This is a genomic window from Arthrobacter sp. zg-Y1171 (assembly GCF_025244845.1).
Taxonomy (GTDB): domain Bacteria; phylum Actinomycetota; class Actinomycetes; order Actinomycetales; family Micrococcaceae; genus Arthrobacter_B.
In genome coordinates this window covers 2485895-2502921 of the sequence record NZ_CP104264.1, presented here as the reverse complement: position 1 = coordinate 2502921, position 17027 = coordinate 2485895, and the positions used below count along the sequence as shown (strand labels likewise).

Below are 17027 nucleotides of genomic sequence, written 5' to 3'. Positions count from 1 at the left end.
CAAACCGCAGGGATCGCGACGAATCGCAGTCTCCGGTCCGGGGAAGCTGCCGGACAGCATCCCCCGGTACGCAAAAAGGTCCGCATCCCTTTCGGGGATGCGGACCTTTTGCCTAGAGGTGAAACCGGAGGTTACTCGGCAGCGTAGATGCCGGCCATCCAGTCCTCGACGTCGTCCGGGTTACGCGGCAGCGCGTCGCTGAGGTTCACGGGACCGTCGGCGGTGATGAGGACGTCGTCCTCAAGCCGTACGCCGATGCCGCGGTATTCCTCGGGCACCGAGAGGTCGGTGTCCTTGAAGTAGAGGCCCGGTTCGATGGTGAAGACCATGCCCTCGGTGATGGTGCCGTCCAGGTACAGCTCGGCCCGGGCCTGGGCGCAGTCGTGAACGTCCATTCCGAGGTGGTGGCTGACGCCGTGGGGCATCCACCGGCGGTGCTGCTGGCCTTCGGGGGACAGCGCTTCCTCGAGCGGCACCGGCAGCAGGCCCCAGCTGTCCAGGCGTTCGGCCAGGACCTTGACGGCTGCAGCGTGGACGTCGCGGAACTTGGCGCCCGGCTTGGCGGCCTCGAAGCCGGCGTCGGCGGCGTCGAGTACTGCCTGGTACACCCGGCGCTGGACCTCGGTGTAGGTTCCGTTGACGGGCAGGGTGCGGGTGATGTCGGCGGTGTAAAGGCTTTCGGCCTCCACGCCGCCGTCGAGCAGCAGCAGATCGCCGGCGTGGACGGCGCCGTTGTTGCGGATCCAGTGCAGGACCGTGGCGTTGTTGCCGGAGGCGGCAATGGTGTCGTAGCCAAGGTCATTGCCCTCTTCGCGTGCCCGGGCAAAGAACGCGCCTTCGACGACGCGTTCGCCGCGCGGGTGGGAGATGGCGCGGGGGAGTTCCTTGACCACTTCGGTGAAGCCGTTGACCGTGGCGGCCACAGCGGCCTTCATCTGCTCGATCTCCCATTCGTCCTTGACCAGGCGGAGTTCGGACAGGGCTTCGGTCAGTTCGCCGTCGAGGGCGTCCAATGCGCTGAGGTCGGCGTTTTCCGGGTCCAGGGCGGTGTTGTAGCGGACGGTATCCACCAGCGCATCGACCATTTCATCGACACTGCGCAGCAGCCGTACCGAGATGCCGCCGAACTGCGGGTCTCCGACGTTGTTGGTGATGGCGGTCTCTGCCTCGTTGAGGTGCCGGGTGGGCAGGCCGATCAGTGCGCTGATCTCCGCCAGGCCGAGCCGGTCACCGATCCAGAAGGAGCCGTAGCGTGCGTTGGAGTAGAACTCGTCACTGTCCGTGCCGGCGAGCGGGCGGAAATACAGTACGGCGGTGTGGTTGCCGCCGTCGTCTCCCGCACCGGGTTCGGTGGGCTCCATCACGAGCACGGCATCCGGTTCGCGGTCCACGCCGAGGCCGGTCAGGTGCGCAAAGCCGGAGTGCGGACGGAAACGGTAATCCGTGTCGTTCGAGCGGACCTTCAGCGGGCCGGCCGGGATAACCAGCCGTTCCCCGGGGAAGCGCTCGGAAAGGGCGCGGCGGCGGCGCGCGGCGAAGGGTGCCACGGCGTCGGGTTCGGGAAGTTCGCCGGATTCCGCGGCCCAGCCGGAGGACATGAACTTCTTGAAGGCTTCGGAGGAGGGCCGCTGGGACCGGTTGTTGACCCGGTCTTCGAGCGGCTGGCCTTCGGAGGGCTCGGGCAGGGATGTCGTCGAATTCGCTTCAGTAGTCACCACTCCATCGTCTCACTGCGGCCGGGAGGGGCAAAACACCCAGGGATACCCGACCTTTCCGGTGCGGGCGGACCGGCAGGGAACCTGCCGTCCGGAGGCGTAGATTGAAAGCGTGAGAATTGACCTGCACACCCATTCCTGCGTCTCCGACGGCACCGAGCAGCCGGCAGATGTTATCGCCTCCGCTGCGAAGGCCGGGCTGGATGCCATTGCGCTGACCGATCACGATACGACGGCGGGCTGGGCCGAGGCCGCCGCTGCCGCCCAGGAGCGCGGCATCACTTTTGTGCCGGGTATGGAGGTGTCCTGCCGCAGCAGCGAGGGGATCAGCGTCCATGTGCTGTCCTATCTGCATGATCCGGCCCATCCGGGACTGCTTGAGGAGATCGCCCGGTCCCGCGCAGCCCGGGTCACCCGGGCCGAACTGATGGTGCAGCGGCTGGCGGAGGATTTCCCCATTGACTGGGACTCGGTGCAGGCGCAGGTGGCGCCGGGAGCAACCATCGGACGGCCCCACATTGCCGATGCACTGGTAGCCGCGGGCGTGGTCCCGAACCGGTCGGCGGCCTTCAGCGGCATCCTGACCGCGCGGTCGCCGTACTTCGTGGCGCATTACGCGCCGGATCCGGCACGGGCAGTGGCACTGGTCCGGCAGGCCGGCGGAGTCCCCGTCTTCGCGCACCCGGTGGCGTCCTCCCGCGGCCGGGTGGTGGGAGAGGAGACCTTCGCCGAAATGATCGACGCCGGGCTGCTGGGCGTGGAGGTCAACCACCGGGACAATCCAGACCAGGGCAGGGAATGGCTGCGCAGGCTGGCGAAGGACAATGACCTGCTCGTCACCGGCTCCAGCGACTACCACGGGACCGGGAAACCGAACCTCCTGGGTGAGTTCACCACGGAGCCGGCGGTACTGGAACGGATAGCCGCGCTCGGGACCGGCACCGCCGTCGTCGGCCCGTTGCCGCGGTAGTCAGCGCAGGCACGCCGCCGTGCCGGCAAAGCGGACGACGGCGCGGCGCGGACCTTAGGGGCCGGCGGCAGGAAGCGGTGAACCCGTTTCGGCGGAGACCACGGTGGCCGCCGAACCAAGCCGCCGGGCCATGACGTCGATCGCCTGCGGATTGGCGTCTACGCACACGAACTTCCGGCCCAGCTTGGCCGCAACGGCGCCGAGCGTTCCGGACCCGGCGAAGAAATCCAGGACCCAGTCGCCCTCCCGGCTGCTGGCCGCGACGGCACGCCGAAGCAGGCCCTCGGGTTTCTGGGTGGGATAACCGGTCTTCTCGCGGCCGGTGGGGGAAACGATGGTGTGCCACCAGACATCGGTGGGCAGCTTGCCCAGTGCCACCTTTTCGGGCGTCACCAGGCCCGGGGCCATGTACGGTTCCCGGTCCACCTCGGCGTTGTCGAAGTGGTACGAATCCGGGTTCTTTACATAGACCAGGATGTTGTCATGCTTGGCCGGCCACCGGTTCTTCGCCCGGCCGCCGTAGTCGTAGGCCCAGATGATTTCGTTCAGGAAGCAGTCCCGGCCGAACAAGGCGTCCAGCATGACCTTCGCGTAGTGCACCTCTCGGTAATCGAGGTGCACGTACAGGGTGCCGTCGTCGGCCAGCAGGCGCCAGGCCTGCGCGAGCCGGGGTTCCAGGAACGCCCAGTAATCCTCGAAGGCGTCGTCGTAGCTGGAGAGCAGGCCCTTGACCGTGCTGTAGCTGCGGCCCTTGAAACCGATCCGGTCGCCGCTGCCGTCGGCGCTGCGGACCATGGTGGTCTGCTGCCGGCGCTGGGACCGCCCGGTGTTGAAGGGCGGGTCCACGTAAATCATGGTGAAGGAGCCGTCCGGCAGGGTCGGGAGGAACTCCGCGTTATCCGCGTGTACCACCAGCGACCCGCCGTCGGGCGTCCATACAGGGTTGCTCATGCAGGCCTACGTCGGCGCTATTCGGCGGCCGGGCCGGTCTTGGGAACAACCTCGCCGTTGCGGCGGCGGGTCCGGCTGCGGCGCGGGCGGTCCGAGGCTGCACCGTCCGCCGCAGGTGCCGCGGTCCGGGTTTCAGCCGGGCGGGTTTCAGCCGGGCGGGACTCCGCGGTCCGTGCCTCGCCGGAGCGGGCGCTGCTGCGCCGCGATCCGTCGCGTGACCCGTCGCGTGTTCCGCCGCGGGGGTTGCCGCCGCGGGATCCGGCATCCCGGCCGGAACCGGAACGGCTGCCTTCACGGCTCGAGGAGTTGCTGCGGCCGCCGGATTTACCGGTCTCGCCCAGGTCCTCGATCTTTTCGGCATCAATGCCCGCATGGGTGCGCTTGTTGCGCGGCAGGCGTCCCTTGGTGCCTTCGGGGATATCCAGGTCGGTGTACAGGTGCGGGGAGGAGGAATAGGTTTCCACCGGTTCCGCCTGGTCCAGGCCCAGGGCCTTGTTGATCAGGCCCCAACGGGGCACATCGTCCCAGTCCACGAACGTCACTGCGGTGCCCTTGTGCCCGGCGCGGCCGGTGCGGCCAACGCGGTGCAGGTAGGTCTTCTCGTCCTCGGGGCACTGGTAGTTGATCACGTGGGTGACGTCGTCGACGTCGATGCCGCGCGCGGCGACGTCGGTGGCCACCAGCACGTCCACCTTTTCATTGCGGAAAGCGCGCATGGCCTGCTCACGGGCGCCCTGGCCCAGGTCACCGTGCATGGCGGCGACGGCGAAGCCGCGGTCCACGAGTTCCTCGGACAGCTTGGCGGCCGTGCGCTTGGTCTTGGTGAAGATGATGGTGCGGCCGCGGCCGCGTGCCTGCAGGATGCGGGCAACCACTTCGGCTTTGTCCAGGTTGTGCGCCCGGTAGACCACCTGGCGGATGTCCTTCTTGGTCAGGCCCTCGTCGTCGGGATCCGCAGCCCGGATGTGGGTGGGCTTGGTCATGTAGCGGCGGGCCATGGACACGACGGCGCCGGGCATGGTGGCCGAGAACAACAGGGTCTGGCGCACGGCGGGCGTGGCAGCCATCAGCGTTTCGACGTCGGGCAGGAAGCCGAGGTCCAGCATCTCGTCGGCCTCGTCAAGTACCACCAGCCGCACGTTCTTCAGCGAGAGGTGCTTCTTGTTGTAGAGGTCGATCAGGCGGCCCGGGGTGCCGACCACGATTTCGACGCCGGCGGCCAGGGCCTCCGTCTGCGGCTCGTAGGCACGGCCGCCGTAGATGGTGACGATGCGGGCGCCGCGCCGGCGGGCGGCGGTGGTGAGGTCGCCCGCCACCTGGACTGCCAGTTCACGGGTGGGGACCACGATCAGGGCCTGCGGTGCGCCGGGGACGGCGAGTTCGGCGTAGCCCTTGTCTTCCGGGCCCACCACACGCTGCAGTGCCGGGATGCCGAAGCCGAGGGTCTTGCCGGTGCCGGTCTTGGCCTGGCCGATGATGTCGTGGCCGCTGAGCGCAACGGGCAGGGTCATCGACTGGATGGGGAAGGGGTGCGTGATGCCGGCGTCGGCGAGGGATTCGACGATGTCCGACCGGACACCGAAATCTGCGAACGTCAGTTCGGGGATTTCCGCGGCGTCGGCCTTGACGGCCAGGGTGTCCGCAACGGTCAGTGCTTCGGTGCTGTCATCGGCAGTGAGATGACGATCGTCATCAACCTGGGAAAGTTCAGTGTTCAATTAAATACCGTTCAGTTTAGGCAGCGCGGGGGCGCCAGGCTCGACGAGTGGCTGTTACAGCCCATTACGGAGCGGATGGCACGCACGCGGTGCGTCCAGCGGAAGCCGATCGCGGGCTAACAACTGCGGGCCGCCTGTGCTCCATTGGCCACGGCGGCGGCCGATAATTCAAGATCGCGTAGGGTTTGCGGGTCTGGTCAATACAGCAACAAAATGACACTTCTTATGCCACTTCTCATGACAATTCATACGACAGACGACCGGGCATCCAGTTTCTACCTTTCCAGTCTACCTGCCAGCCGCTGATCGCCGCGCATCCGGGGACCCGGCGCGGTTACGGCGCGGTCCCGGGCCGCGCCTGCAGGTACGCTGGCGGGTATGACTAACGGGCACCATTCGGATCATCCGGCCGCTCCCGGGGCGGCCCCGCAGCACTTCGGCGAGACGTATCAGCGGTTCCTCACGGATCTTTTCGGGGCTATCGCCTACGGCGAGCTGTCGGCGTTTGAACGGATGTCTTCCGATGCCCGGTTTTCCCCCACACTGCATGACCGTGCCACGCTCGGACGCCTGGCGGTGCATGAATACGCGCATTTCGAGTTGATCTGTGCCCGGCTCAGCGCCATGGGAGCGGACCCCGAAGAGGCCATGCGCCCCTTCCAACCCTCCGTGGACGCGTTCCACGACCGCACCCGGCCGGCGGACTGGTACGAGTCGCTGATGAAGTTCTACGTCACGGACGCCATTTCCGACGATTTCTACTCCGCGGTGGCGTCCCGGCTGGATGCCGAAACGAACAGCCTGTTCCAGGGCCTCAAGGCTACGGAGCAGCCCGGCGAAATCCTGCTCGGCAGGCTGCGGGAGGCCCTCGCGGACGACCCGCGGCTGGCCTCGAGGCTGGCACTCTGGGGCCGCCGGCTGGTCGGCGAAGCCCTGACCCAGGCCCAGCGGGTCCTGATTGAACGGGCCTTCCTGGGCGGGCTGTTCGACGACGGCGGCCAGGACGCCGTCGACGCCGAAATCAAGTCGCTCACGGCGCAGCTGACGCGAAACCACTCAAAGCGGATGAACCTCCTCGGCCTGACGGCTTAGCCCTGCGGTACGCTTCCCCCGTACGGATACGCTGGCTGCGGCCGGAAACGGGCTGCAGGGGGAACCTAGTGCGGGGGAAAGCAACACGGAAGTGGGTGCGGGGTGCCCTGGCCGTCGTCGTTTTCGCGGTCCTGTTTCTGGCCGTGGCAGCGGCTGCCCGGCCGGACCCCGGAGCCGGCGGGACGGGGCCGGCGCTTCCGTCGGGTGACGCTGCCTCTGCTGAAGCCTTGCCTAAGCCGGCGGTGAGCGGACCTGCGGAGAGCGAAACGGCTCCCACCACGGCTCCGGCTGCCGGATCATTGGTTTACATGCCCCAGACCGGCCGGATGATGTCCGTAGTTCCGGGAGTGGAGGACTCTGCCCTGGTGATCGGTGACTCGCAGGCCGGGCCGGATACCTGGGTGGGGCAGGGGCTGGAACAGGCCGGGTACCCTGCCATCATCAGGGGTTCAGGCGGAACCGGGTACGTCCAGGGGAACAGCACAGTGGCCGGATATGCCCGGGCGCTGGAGGCCCAACAGTGGCTGCTCCCGTGGGGTACGCCGCGTTTGATCGTGCTTCAGGGCGGCGGTAATGACACCGCCCATCCAGCCGCAGATATCCGTGCGGAAGCGCTCCGGCTAATCCGCGACCTGCGGCAAAGCTACCCGTCCGTCCGGATTGTCATGGTGGGGGTCATCGGTGACGGCACGGGACCACGCAGCGAGGTGGACCGGGTGCTCGCCGCCGTGGCCGCCGAACAGGGAATTGGTTTCCTTACCCCGGGGGACTGGTGGGCGCGGTATGGACTGAACGGCACACTGCGGCCGGACGGAAGGCACCTGAGCCCGGAAGGACACCGGGTGGCGGCCCGCGTGTTCGCAAGCGAACTGGCCCGGATGGTGCCGCCTGCCGTCCCGCAGGCGCGGCCCTATTATGCCGTGCCGTAATCCCCGTAATCCCCGTCGCCGTACCCGCGAACGGACCACGTGGGACACGAAGAAAGGGCGGTGCGATAGCACCGCCCTTTCTTCGTTTTGTTGCAGGTCCAGCAGATCCGTTGCCGGTTCCCGGTCCAAGGGGACCTACAGGCGCAGGATGCGCTCCGTCTCCTCTGTGTCCGCCTTGGCGCGGCTGCGTCCGATCGGTACGGCCGCCACGAGCGGCGCCAGGATCGACACCGCCACCGGGATGGCCCAGCCGATCCAGTCCGCTTCGAAAGCGGTAACTCCGGCCGCGCGCAGTACCAGCCATGTGATGAGCGCAGCACATACGGAAATGCCCGGGAGCAGCAGCGCGCCGTAGAAGGCGCGGCGGCGGTCCGCAGCCCAGACCGCGAAGCCCGCGGCAACGGCGGTCAGCGTGACCAGGACCAGGCTAAGCATGGAAGCGGCGGGTTAGAGGGCGCCGAAACCGACGCGGCGGACTTCCTCGGCACCGATCTCGACGTAGCCGATGGATGCACCGGGAACCACGATCAGCCGGCCCTTGATGTCCTTGAGCCGGAGCAGGGCGCCGTTGGCGAGGGACTGCTCCACTGCGTCGGCGACCTCATCAGCGCTCTGGCTGGATTCGAAGACAATTTCGCGGGCTACATTCTGAATGCCGATTTTTACTTCCACCGTGGTGCCTCCTGATTAACGATTTAAGAACTGATCGAAATCTACTCTAGATCTCCTTGGGGAACCGGCTGATTCCGCGCCAAGCTAAACGGTAAACCAGCTCGCTTGCCGCATCGATGTCCAGGCCGCCGTCGGTTTCCAGCCAGTATCGGGCGCTCACCTGCGCCATTCCGGCCAGGGCGCGGCCGAGCAGGGTGGCCTCGAGGTGGGAAAGCTTGGTGTCTTCGGCAATGACGCCGGCAATGCTGTTGGCGAAGCGGGCATTGAATTCCTCAATACGGGCGCTGACCTCGGCGTCATTGGTGAGGTCGGATTCGAAAACCATCCGGTGCCCCTGGCTGTCCTGCGCCACGAAACGGAAATAGGCCCGCATGGTTTCCCGCACCCGAAGCTTATTATCCGTGGTGGAGGTCAAGGCGGTGCGCAGAAACTCCGTCAGCGTGTTCAGGTGGTTGTCCAGCAGGGCCATGTACAGCTCGCGCTTGCCGGGGAAGTGCTGGTAGAGCACGGGTTTGCTGACGTGCGCCGCTTCGGCGATCTCGTCCATGGCCGCACCGTGGAAGCCGTTACTGACAAACACTTCCTGCGCTGCGCTTAGCAGCTGCCGGCGGCGTTCCTCCCGGGGGAGTCGAACCGGTTTGCCGGCTGCCTGGTTACTCACTGGTGGACCTCTCAACAGTTCCGGAGCCCTTAGCTGCACGGACAATGACCCTTAGTTTACCCGCGGGTATTCGAAGCGACAGGTCCCACCGCCATACCTGTGGCTTAGATTGGACTTCATGACCTTAGCAAGTGCATCCGCCCCTGTCGGGGAACTACCTGCTTTGGTGGCGCCCGGCGCGGACCTCACCCGCGACGAAACCGAACGCTACTCGCGCCACCTCATCATCCCCGGGTTCGGGCCCACGGCACAGCGCCGGCTGAAGAACGCGAGGGTGCTGGTGGTGGGGGCCGGCGGGCTGGGCTCCCCGGCGCTGCTCTATCTGGCTGCGGCGGGCGTGGGCACGCTCGGCATTGTCGACGACGACGTCGTGGATGTCTCCAACCTGCAGCGCCAGGTCATCCACGGCGTATCCGACGTCGGCACCCCCAAGGCGGAGTCCGCGGCCCGCTCCGTGGCGGAGCTGAATCCGCTGGTCCAGGTGGTCCTGCACCGCGAGCGGCTGGACAACTCCAATGTCCTGGCGATCTTTTCCGGTTATGACCTGATTGTGGACGGCACGGACAATTTCGCCACCCGCTACCTGATCAACGACGCCGCGGAAATCCTGGGCAAGCCGTACGTGTGGGGGTCGATCCTCCGCTACGACGGGCAGGTCAGCGTGTTCTGGGGCAAATACGGTCCCACGTACCGCGACCTGTTCCCGCAGGCGCCGCCGGCCGGTTCCGTTCCTTCCTGCGCGGAAGGGGGCGTGCTCGGGGTGCTCTGTGCGCAGATCGGCTCGGTCATGGTCAATGAGGCCATCAAGCTGATCACCGGAACGGGCCGGACCCTGCTGGGCCGGGTCCTGGTCTTCAACGCCCTGGAGATGAGCTGGCGCGAGCTGAAGGTCCGGCGGGACCCGGAGGCCCTGCCCGTGACGGCGCTCAGTGATTACCAGGCATTCTGCGGCCTTGCGCCGGCGGAGCCTGCACCCGCCGGGGCGGAAGTGGACGTGGCCGTGCTGCGGGACCTGCTGGCAGAACGCTCGGCCGGGTTCCGGGACTTCGAACTGCTGGACGTCCGGGAGCCGGGGGAACATGACATTGTCCGCATCGACGGCGCCCGGCTGGCGCCGCGGGGTGCCGTGCTGGCGGGGGAGTTCCGGCCGGAGCCGGGACGGCCGGTATACGTGCACTGCAAGTCAGGGGCGCGGTCCGCCGAGGTCGCGGCCTACCTGCGCCGCGTCGGCTATCCGGAGGTCTACAACGTCACCGGCGGCATCCTGGAGTGGGTACGCCGGGTGGAACCGGAGAAGCCGGTCTACTGAGGATCCCTACGCGGACTTCGACTCGGCGTCGTCATCCGAGCCGGCGGCGCCGTCGTCGGCAGGGGAACCGGCACGCTTGGCGGGCGCCGCGTCGTCGCTGCGCTCCACCGTGATCCCGTACAGGGCCTCAAGGCCCCGGATGTAGTCCTCCTGCTGGCCGCTTGCGGCCAGTTCCCGGGCGCGGACGGTGGGAACGTGGAGCAGCTGCTTGACCATGCGGCGCATGGCGAACTCCACTTCCTGTGCCGCTCCGGTGCACCCGTGCTGGGCGCGGACCTTCTCCAGCTCCGATTCCAGCACGTCCAGGGTGTGCCGGCGCAGGGCGACGATGGCTGAGTCCATTTCGCGGCTGAGCTGCTGCTTCGCAAAGTTCTTCGCGGCATCGGCGACGATGGTGCTCGCCTGCTTCAGCGATTCGGCCTGCTCGGCCGGTGCGGCCAGCCGGACGGACTCCAGGGTGATCAGCTCGACGCCGTCGATCTCGCGGACGGCCGGATCGAAGTCATGTGTCAGGGCAAGGTCAATGATGATCAGCGGCTTGCCGGCCGCTGCACGGACGCGGCGGACATCTTCGGCGCTGACCTGGCTGTCGCTGCCGCTGCAGCCGATGACGACGTCGGCCCGGGTCAGTGCCTCGGGCAGGGACGAACGGGTCAGGGGCTTCCCGCCGCGGGAGGCGGCGAAGGACTCTGCGCGGTTGGAGGAGGAGTAGACACTGATGTCGGTGCAGCCCCGCTCCTTGAGCAGGGCCATGGTGGCGCCGGCGTAGGCACCGGTGCCGAACACGACCACCGACTTCCGGGACCAGTCGCGGTCCTCGGACAGGTCCGTGGCCAGGCCCAGGGCAACCGAAACAATGGAAAGCCCCCGTTTACCGAGGGCTGTAAGGGCGCCGACGTCCTTGGCGGTGCGGGAAGCGGTCTGGAATAGGCGGGTGAGGCCGCCGCTGGCGGTTCCGCTCTCCTGGGCTTCAATCAGTGCCCGGCGCACCTGGCCGGCGATTTCGCGTTCGCCGACGACGGCGGAATCCAGGCCCGCGCCGACGGCAAACAGGTGCTGGGGAACGGACTCGCCGGTGTTCGTGGCAAAGGAGCGGGAGACCAGGTCTTCGCTCATGCCGGAGTGCCGGCTGATTTCTGCAACAACGGCGGAACGGGCGGCTTCAATGTCCGCTTCCGAACCGGTTTCGCAATACACCTCCAGCCGGTTGCAGGTAGCGAGGACAACGGAGCCGGAGACGGCGGTTCCGGAATCGACCAGCGAAGACGAGACCTCGGATGCGCCGGCGCTCAGCCGGGCGACAGTCTCCAGGTCTACGTCGGTGTGCGTAGCAATGAGGGAAAGTAGAACCACAGTAGGTCAATACTAGCCACGCCCGGGAGGATACCTTCAATCGCACTGCCGGAATTGGCCCCTCACGGGTGTGAGAAGCGCCACTGCGGCCGCCGGAAGGGGCCCGGTTATGGCTTGTCCCCGATTTTGGGGAGAATCAAGGTATGACTCTTAGCGCCACGCACCCGCTGCTGGACGGCCGGACGGCCGATTCCCCCCTGATCACCGCGTACCGCGGCGGAACCCCCGCCCGCCGCCCGGTGTGGTTTATGCGTCAGGCCGGCAGGTCCCTGCCCGAGTACCTGAAAGCCAGGCAGGGGATCGGCATGCTGGAATCCTGCCTCCGGCCCGAGCTGGCGGCGGAGATCACCCTGCAGCCGGTGCGCCGGCACGACGTGGATGCGGGCATCTTCTTTTCCGACATCGTTATTCCGCTGAAACTGGCCGGCGTGGACGTAGACATCGTTCCCGGCGTCGGACCGGTGCTGGGCAGTCCGGTGCGTACCGCCGCCGACGTCGCCGCCCTGCCGCGGCTGACCGAAGAGGCCCTGGAACCGATCCGGGAAGCCGTGCGGCTGACGGTTGCCGAGCTTGGTTCCAAGCCGTTGATCGGATTCGCCGGCGCGCCGTTCACCCTGGCCGCCTACATGGTCGAGGGCAAGCCGTCCCGCGACCACCTCGGCCCGCGCACCATGATGCACGCTGATCCCGATGCCTGGCAGGCGCTGACCGCCTGGGCCGCCGACGCGTCCGGAATGTTCCTGCGCGCGCAGCTGGAAGCAGGCGCCAGCGCCGGCCAGCTCTTCGACTCCTGGGCCGGTTCCCTTGGTTTGGCCGACTACGTCAAGCACGTAGCGCCTGCCTCCTCCCGTGCCTTGGACCATGTGCGCGGCCTCGGCGCCCCGCTGGTGCATTTCGGCACCGGCACGTCCGAGCTGCTGGTGGCCATGCGCGACGTCGGCGTGGACGTTGTCGGCGTGGATTACCGGCTGCCGCTGGACGAAGCCAACCGCCGCCTCGGCGGCACGACGCCGCTGCAGGGCAATATTGACCCGGCACTGCTGAGCGCCCCGTGGGACATCCTCGAAGCACACGTCCGCGAGGTCCTTGCTGCAGGCGCGGACGCTCCCGGCCACGTGGTCAACCTGGGCCACGGCGTGCCGCCGGAAACCGACGCCGGCGTCCTGACGCGGGTGGTCGAACTGATCCATTCTGTGGAGCCGTAGGCATGCCCCACCGTTTCCTCACCAAGCCGGAAAAAGCCGCAAAGGCGGAATCCGCAGGCGGCCCGGTCCCGAGCGGTCCCACGGCCGTTGTTATAGGCGGCGGCATTTCCGGCCTCATCGCAGCCCGGGACCTGCAGCGCGCAGGCGTCCAGGTGACCGTGGTGGAGGCCTCGGACCGGTTCGGCGGCTGCGTCGGCCGGCACGAGGTGGCCGGCGTGCAGCTGGACAGCGGCGCGGAATCCTTCGCCACGCGGTCACCGGCCGTTCCGGACCTGGTGGGGGAACTTGGCCTGGCAGACGCGGTGGTCCTGCCCAATCCGGCCGGGTCATGGCTGCAGCTGGCCGCCCAGGACCTGCCGTCGGGAGCACAGCAGATGCCGAGCAGCGGCCTGCTCGGTATTCCCGCAGACCCCCGCCATCCTGACATTGTCCGTGCCCTGGGCCGCGCGGGAGCCGCCCGGGCAGCCATGGACAAGGTCCTGCCGGTGGGTAACCTGAGCCGCCGCCCGTCCATGAGCCTGGGGGAAGTGGTGCGGGCCCGAATGGGTGAAGCAGTGCTTCGCAGGCTCGTCACTCCGGTGGTCGGCGGCGTCTATTCCTCCGACCCCGACGTGCTCGACGTCGACTCCGTGGCACCGGGCCTGCGCTCTGCGATCTCCCGGCACGGCTCCCTGGGGGCGGCGGTCGGCGCGATGCGCGCGGCGGCCCCTGCCGGTTCGGCCGTGGCCGGACTCGACGGCGGAATGGGCCGGCTGACCGAAGCGCTGGTCGCCGATCTGGAAACCTCCGGTGCCCGCCTGCGCTCCGGCATCCGCGCCGAATCCCTTGCCAGGGGTGCCGAAGGGTGGCGGATCCACTGCAGCGGCGGGCCGGAACTGGCAGCCGACGCCGTGGTGGTGGCGGCCGAAGGCCCGGCAGCTGTTGACCTCCTGGCCACCGCGCTGCCCGAGGTGGCGGCCTATCGTCCGCAGCCGGGACCGGGGGTTGCCCTGGTAACCCTGGTGGTGGACCTGCCGGAACTGGACGCCATGCCGCGCGGCACCGGCGTCCTGGTGTCCAGGGAAGTGGACGGCATCGATGCGAAGGCAATGACCCACGCCACCGCCAAATGGCAGTGGCTCGCCGATTCCACCGGCCCGGGCACGCATGTGCTGCGCCTTTCCTACGGGCGGGCGCTCTCGCCGGAGGACCCCGCAGCGGAACCCTCGCACGTGGCCCGCGCCGACGACGACCTCTTCCGCCAGGCCGTGGCCGACGCGTCCGGTCTGCTGCAGGTGCGCATCAAGGCCGACGACGTCGTCGGGTGGGACGTGGTCCGGTGGGTGGGCGCACTGCCCTCCGCCGCCGTAGGGCATAAGGACCGGGTGGACGCCGTCCGCGCGGCGGTGGCCGAATCGCCCGGACTGGAAGCGGTGGGAGCCTGGCTGGCCGGAACCGGACTGGCCGCGGTCACCGCCGACACCCGCACCCGAATGGCAGCGCTCGCCAACGCACTGCTGTGATCTTCCGCACTTTCTACACTTTGTAGAAGTGCGGTGTTTCGACTTACCTATACGCAAAGGGCAGACTGTTAAACATGAGTGAGACGATGGACCGCAGCGCCGCCGGAACGGCCGGCAACGACGAACAGTTCTTTACCCTCTGGACCGTTTTCAAGCGGTCCTCCATGCCGAAAGCGCCGGTCTCGAACGGTGCAGTTGATGCCTTCGAGGCCCTGACCAAGGACCTGGCAGCCAGCAACGTCACGCTCCGCGGCCTGTACGACGTCTCCGCCATGCGCGTGGATGCCGACGTGATGGTGTGGCTGCACGGCAGCGCGCCGGAAGCGCTGCAGGCGGCCCTGCGGCAGATCCGCCGGTCCGAGCTGTTTGCCGGCACCGAGATCGCCTGGTCCGCCATGGGCGTGCACCGCGACGCGGAGTTCTCCAAGAACCACTGGCCGTCCTTCGCCCGGGGCATCGATCCCGAGACCTGGATCTGCGTTTACCCGTTTGTCCGCTCCTACGAGTGGTACCAGCTGCCCGCCGAGGAACGCGGCAAGATGCTGCGCGACCACGGCATGCTCGGCCGCGAATTCCCCCAGGTCCTGGCCAACACCGTGGCCTCCTTCGCCCTGGGCGACTGGGAATGGATCCTGGGCCTTGAAGCCCCCAACCTGGTGGACCTCGTCGACATGATGCGCCACCTGCGCGCCACCGAGGCCCGCAACCACGTCCGTGAAGAAGTCCCGTTCTATACCGGCCGGCGTATTCCGGCCGCCGAAGTTGCCGAGGTACTCAAATGACATCCGCTGTTTCCAACGAGCCTGCCTTCGACCCCTTTGAGGGCGTCGACGAAAACGGCCGCATGGCCCCGAAGCATTACGACGCCATCCTGCTGGCCTCCTTCGGCGGTCCGGAAGGCCAGGAAGATGTCATTCCCTTCCTGCGCAACGTCACCGCCGGCCGCGGCATCCCCGACGAGCGGCTGGAGGAAGTGGCCACCCACTACCGCGCCAACGGCGGCATCAGCCCCATCAATGAGCAGAACCGTGCGCTGAAGGCTGCCCTGGAAGCAGAGCTGGCACGCCGCGGCGTCGAACTCCCCGTCCTCTGGGGCAACCGGAACTGGGCTCCCTACATCAAGGACGTCCTGCAGGAGGCCTACGACGCCGGCCACCGCCGCATCCTCATGGTCACCACCAGCGTCTACTCCTCGTACTCGAGCTGCCGCCAGTACCGCGAAGACCTGGGCATGAACCTGTTGAAGACCGGCCTGGACAAGAAGCTGCACGTGGACAAGGTCCGCCAGTACTTTGACCACCCGGGCTTCGTGGAACCCTTCATCGAAGGCGTCCGCGGGTCCGTGGCGAAGGTCCGCGAGCAGCTTGCGGCCCAGGGCGTGGAAAACGGGAAGATCGAGATCCTCTTCTCCACCCACTCCATCCCCACCGCCGACGCCGAAGCCTCCGGCCCGCGCGACCGGGAGTTCGAAGAAGGCAGCGCCTACGTTGCCCAGCACCTGGCCAACGCCCGCGCCATCATGGACCGGATCCCCGAAGCCGCGGGCCTGGACTGGCAGCTGGTCTACCAGTCCCGCTCCGGCGCCCCGCACATCCCCTGGCTGGAACCGGACATCAACGACGCGATTGCCGAACTGCCCGCCAAGGGCGTCAACGGCGTGGTGATTGTTCCGCTGGGCTTCGTCAGCGACCACATGGAAGTCCTCTGGGACCTCGATACCGAGGCCATGGCTACCTGCCGGGAACTGGGCCTGGCGGCTGACCGCACCCCGACCCCGGGCATCCACGAGACCTTCGTGTCCGGCCTGGTGGACCTGCTGCAGGAACGCACCCTGGAAAACAACATCGCCATCCGCCCCGCCCTGACCGAACTCGGTCCGTGGTACGACGTCTGCCGCCCCGGCTGCTGCGCGAACCTGCGCGGCGAAAAGCCGACCATTGCAGGCGCCGATTCCACAGTGGGCGTCCAGTAGTGGCGCACTCGCCCGTCCTGATCGGCACCCGCGGCAGCGCCCTGGCCGTCACCCAAACCACCACCGTGGCCGAGGCACTGTCCGGGCTCGGCGGCTTCGACGTCGAACTGGTCCGCGTGCGCACCGAGGGCGACATCAACCGTGCCGCCCTGTCGCAGATCGGCGGCACCGGCGTGTTCGTTGCCGCGCTGCGCGAGTCACTGCTGCGCGGAGACTGCGATGTTGCCGTGCACTCGCTCAAGGATCTGCCCACCTCCCCGGCGGACGGCCTTGCCCTGGGCGCCATTCCGGAACGGGTGGATGTCCGCGACGTGCTGTGTGCCCGTGACGGACTGACCCTGGCACAGCTTCCCGCCGGTGCGAAGATCGGCACCGGTTCCCCGCGCCGGGCAGCCCAGCTGCGGGCCGCCCGCCCGGACATCGAGATCGTGGACATCCGCGGCAACGTGGATACCCGCCTCGGCCGGGTTGCCGGCCTGGTCGAAGGCGCCCCCGGCGACCTCGACGCCGTGGTGCTGGCGGCCGCCGGCCTGGCCCGGCTGGGCCGCCTGAACATGGTTACCGAGTTCATTGATCCCGCCGTGATGCTTCCCGCCCCCGGGCAGGGAGCGCTGGCCGTGGAATGCCGTGCGGACGACGCCGTTGAAGGGCAGCTCGCGACGGCACTTGCCGCGTACGACCACCGCGAAAGCCGCCTTGCGGTGGCAGCCGAACGGGCCATGCTCGGCAGGCTTGAAGCAGGGTGCACGGCTCCGGTCGGTGCGCTGGCCAGTGTCGCAGCCGAAGGCATCACGCTCGAAGCCGTGGTCTGCAGCGACGACGGTACCCGGCTGATGCGCCGCACCGGCGTTGCCGGGCAGCTCACCGAAGACGCCGCCCGCGCCTTGGGCGTGCAGGTTGCCGAGGAGCTGCTTGCGGCCGGCGCCGCGCAGCTCACGGACCTGCCTGCCAGCTGATGCCCCGCTTCCGGAGCTGCTG

The 17027-nt window shown here is 67.9% G+C and carries 16 protein-coding genes; 9 read left to right on the top strand and 7 right to left on the bottom strand.

The genetic code is table 11. The annotated features are described in order from the left end of the window. Positions 1-131: 131 nt before the first annotated feature. On the bottom strand, positions 132-1715 hold the full coding sequence (locus tag N2L00_RS11705; protein WP_227933096.1) for an aminopeptidase P family protein: 1584 nt from the start codon (positions 1713-1715) through the stop codon (positions 132-134). Between the two features lie 112 nt (positions 1716-1827). On the opposite strand from N2L00_RS11705, the gene N2L00_RS11700 reads away from it, so the two are divergent. Beyond that, entirely contained in the window at positions 1828-2685 is an 858-nt protein-coding gene (locus N2L00_RS11700) for a PHP domain-containing protein (protein ID WP_255764782.1), read from the top strand. A gap of 54 nt (positions 2686-2739) precedes the next feature. Here the strand turns inward: N2L00_RS11700 and N2L00_RS11695 are convergent, their stop codons facing one another. Together N2L00_RS11695 and N2L00_RS11690 are read right to left on the bottom strand one after the other, a co-directional pair. Beyond that, on the bottom strand, positions 2740-3636 hold the full coding sequence (locus N2L00_RS11695) for a site-specific DNA-methyltransferase (RefSeq protein ID WP_255764781.1): 897 nt from the start codon (positions 3634-3636) through the stop codon (positions 2740-2742). Between the two features lie 17 nt (positions 3637-3653). Then, complete coding sequence (locus N2L00_RS11690; protein ID WP_255862821.1) at positions 3654-5288, bottom strand: DEAD/DEAH box helicase; 1635 nt, start codon at positions 5286-5288, stop codon at positions 3654-3656. 444 nt (positions 5289-5732) lie between these two features. Here N2L00_RS11690 and N2L00_RS11685 point away from each other — a divergent pair, with 444 nt between their 5' ends. Together N2L00_RS11685 and N2L00_RS11680 are read left to right on the top strand one after the other, a co-directional pair. Beyond that, on the top strand, positions 5733-6446 hold the full coding sequence (locus N2L00_RS11685) for a ferritin-like fold-containing protein (RefSeq protein WP_255764780.1): 714 nt from the start codon (positions 5733-5735) through the stop codon (positions 6444-6446). 68 nt (positions 6447-6514) lie between these two features. Continuing rightward, entirely contained in the window at positions 6515-7375 is an 861-nt protein-coding gene (locus N2L00_RS11680; RefSeq protein WP_255862691.1) for an SGNH/GDSL hydrolase family protein, read from the top strand. A 135-nt stretch (positions 7376-7510) separates the two neighbouring features. Here the strand turns inward: N2L00_RS11680 and N2L00_RS11675 are convergent, their stop codons facing one another. From N2L00_RS11675 to N2L00_RS11665, 3 genes are read right to left on the bottom strand one after another with little or no spacing between them, the layout of a single operon-like run. After that, on the bottom strand, positions 7511-7810 hold the full coding sequence (locus N2L00_RS11675; RefSeq protein WP_255862692.1) for a hypothetical protein: 300 nt from the start codon (positions 7808-7810) through the stop codon (positions 7511-7513). A 12-nt stretch (positions 7811-7822) separates the two neighbouring features. Beyond that, on the bottom strand, positions 7823-8047 hold the full coding sequence (locus N2L00_RS11670; protein WP_227918419.1) for a DUF3107 domain-containing protein: 225 nt from the start codon (positions 8045-8047) through the stop codon (positions 7823-7825). A 46-nt stretch (positions 8048-8093) separates the two neighbouring features. Beyond that, positions 8094-8708, bottom strand: coding sequence for a TetR/AcrR family transcriptional regulator (locus N2L00_RS11665; RefSeq protein WP_255862693.1), 615 nt, complete (start codon positions 8706-8708; stop codon positions 8094-8096). Positions 8709-8826: 118 nt separating this feature from the next. Between N2L00_RS11665 and moeB the strand changes: the two genes are divergently transcribed. Further along, the gene (moeB, locus tag N2L00_RS11660) at positions 8827-10017 is read left to right on the top strand and encodes a molybdopterin-synthase adenylyltransferase MoeB (RefSeq protein ID WP_255862694.1); all 1191 of its coding nucleotides are present in this window, start codon (positions 8827-8829) and stop codon (positions 10015-10017) included. 6 nt (positions 10018-10023) lie between these two features. On the opposite strand, the gene N2L00_RS11655 is transcribed toward moeB, so the two are convergent. Next, on the bottom strand, positions 10024-11370 hold the full coding sequence (locus tag N2L00_RS11655; protein ID WP_255764775.1) for a glutamyl-tRNA reductase: 1347 nt from the start codon (positions 11368-11370) through the stop codon (positions 10024-10026). A gap of 143 nt (positions 11371-11513) precedes the next feature. On the opposite strand from N2L00_RS11655, the gene hemE reads away from it, so the two are divergent. The 5 genes from hemE to hemC all read left to right on the top strand — a co-directional run bounded on the left by hemE (position 11514) and on the right by hemC (position 17005). Then, positions 11514-12575: a uroporphyrinogen decarboxylase gene (gene hemE, locus N2L00_RS11650; RefSeq protein WP_255764774.1), complete on the top strand. Its 1062-nt coding sequence runs from the start codon at positions 11514-11516 to the stop codon at positions 12573-12575. Between the two features lie 2 nt (positions 12576-12577). Then, positions 12578-14077 carry a protoporphyrinogen oxidase gene (gene hemG, locus N2L00_RS11645; RefSeq protein WP_255862695.1) on the top strand — a complete coding sequence of 500 codons (1500 nt, stop codon included), beginning with the start codon at positions 12578-12580 and terminating at the stop codon, positions 14075-14077. Between the two features lie 74 nt (positions 14078-14151). Next, positions 14152-14859, top strand: a complete 708-nt coding sequence (gene hemQ / locus N2L00_RS11640) for a hydrogen peroxide-dependent heme synthase (protein ID WP_255764772.1) — start codon at positions 14152-14154, stop codon at positions 14857-14859. Beyond that, positions 14856-16049, top strand: coding sequence for a ferrochelatase (locus tag N2L00_RS11635; RefSeq protein ID WP_255764771.1), 1194 nt, complete (start codon positions 14856-14858; stop codon positions 16047-16049). Before hemQ ends, N2L00_RS11635 begins: the two co-directional genes overlap by 4 nt. Then, positions 16049-17005 (top strand): hydroxymethylbilane synthase, encoded by a 957-nt coding sequence (gene hemC, locus N2L00_RS11630; protein WP_255764770.1) that lies wholly within the window; start codon positions 16049-16051, stop codon positions 17003-17005. The genes N2L00_RS11635 and hemC overlap by 1 nt, the downstream gene beginning before the upstream one ends. The last annotated feature ends 22 nt before the right edge of the window (positions 17006-17027 follow it).

Bases quoted from the DNA above. Each gene is read 5' to 3' on its own strand.
- N2L00_RS11635 (WP_255764771.1), top strand. From the start codon at position 14,856: ATGACATCCGCTGTTTCCAACGAGCCTGCCTTCGACCCCTTTGAGGGC.
- N2L00_RS11675 (WP_255862692.1), bottom strand. From the start codon at position 7,810: ATGCTTAGCCTGGTCCTGGTCACGCTGACCGCCGTTGCCGCGGGCTTC.
- hemE (WP_255764774.1), top strand. From the start codon at position 11,514: ATGACTCTTAGCGCCACGCACCCGCTGCTGGACGGCCGGACGGCCGAT.
- N2L00_RS11695 (WP_255764781.1), bottom strand. From the start codon at position 3,636: ATGAGCAACCCTGTATGGACGCCCGACGGCGGGTCGCTGGTGGTACAC.
- hemQ (WP_255764772.1), top strand. From the start codon at position 14,152: ATGAGTGAGACGATGGACCGCAGCGCCGCCGGAACGGCCGGCAACGAC.
- N2L00_RS11685 (WP_255764780.1), top strand. From the start codon at position 5,733: ATGACTAACGGGCACCATTCGGATCATCCGGCCGCTCCCGGGGCGGCC.
- hemG (WP_255862695.1), top strand. From the start codon at position 12,578: ATGCCCCACCGTTTCCTCACCAAGCCGGAAAAAGCCGCAAAGGCGGAA.
- moeB (WP_255862694.1), top strand. From the start codon at position 8,827: ATGACCTTAGCAAGTGCATCCGCCCCTGTCGGGGAACTACCTGCTTTG.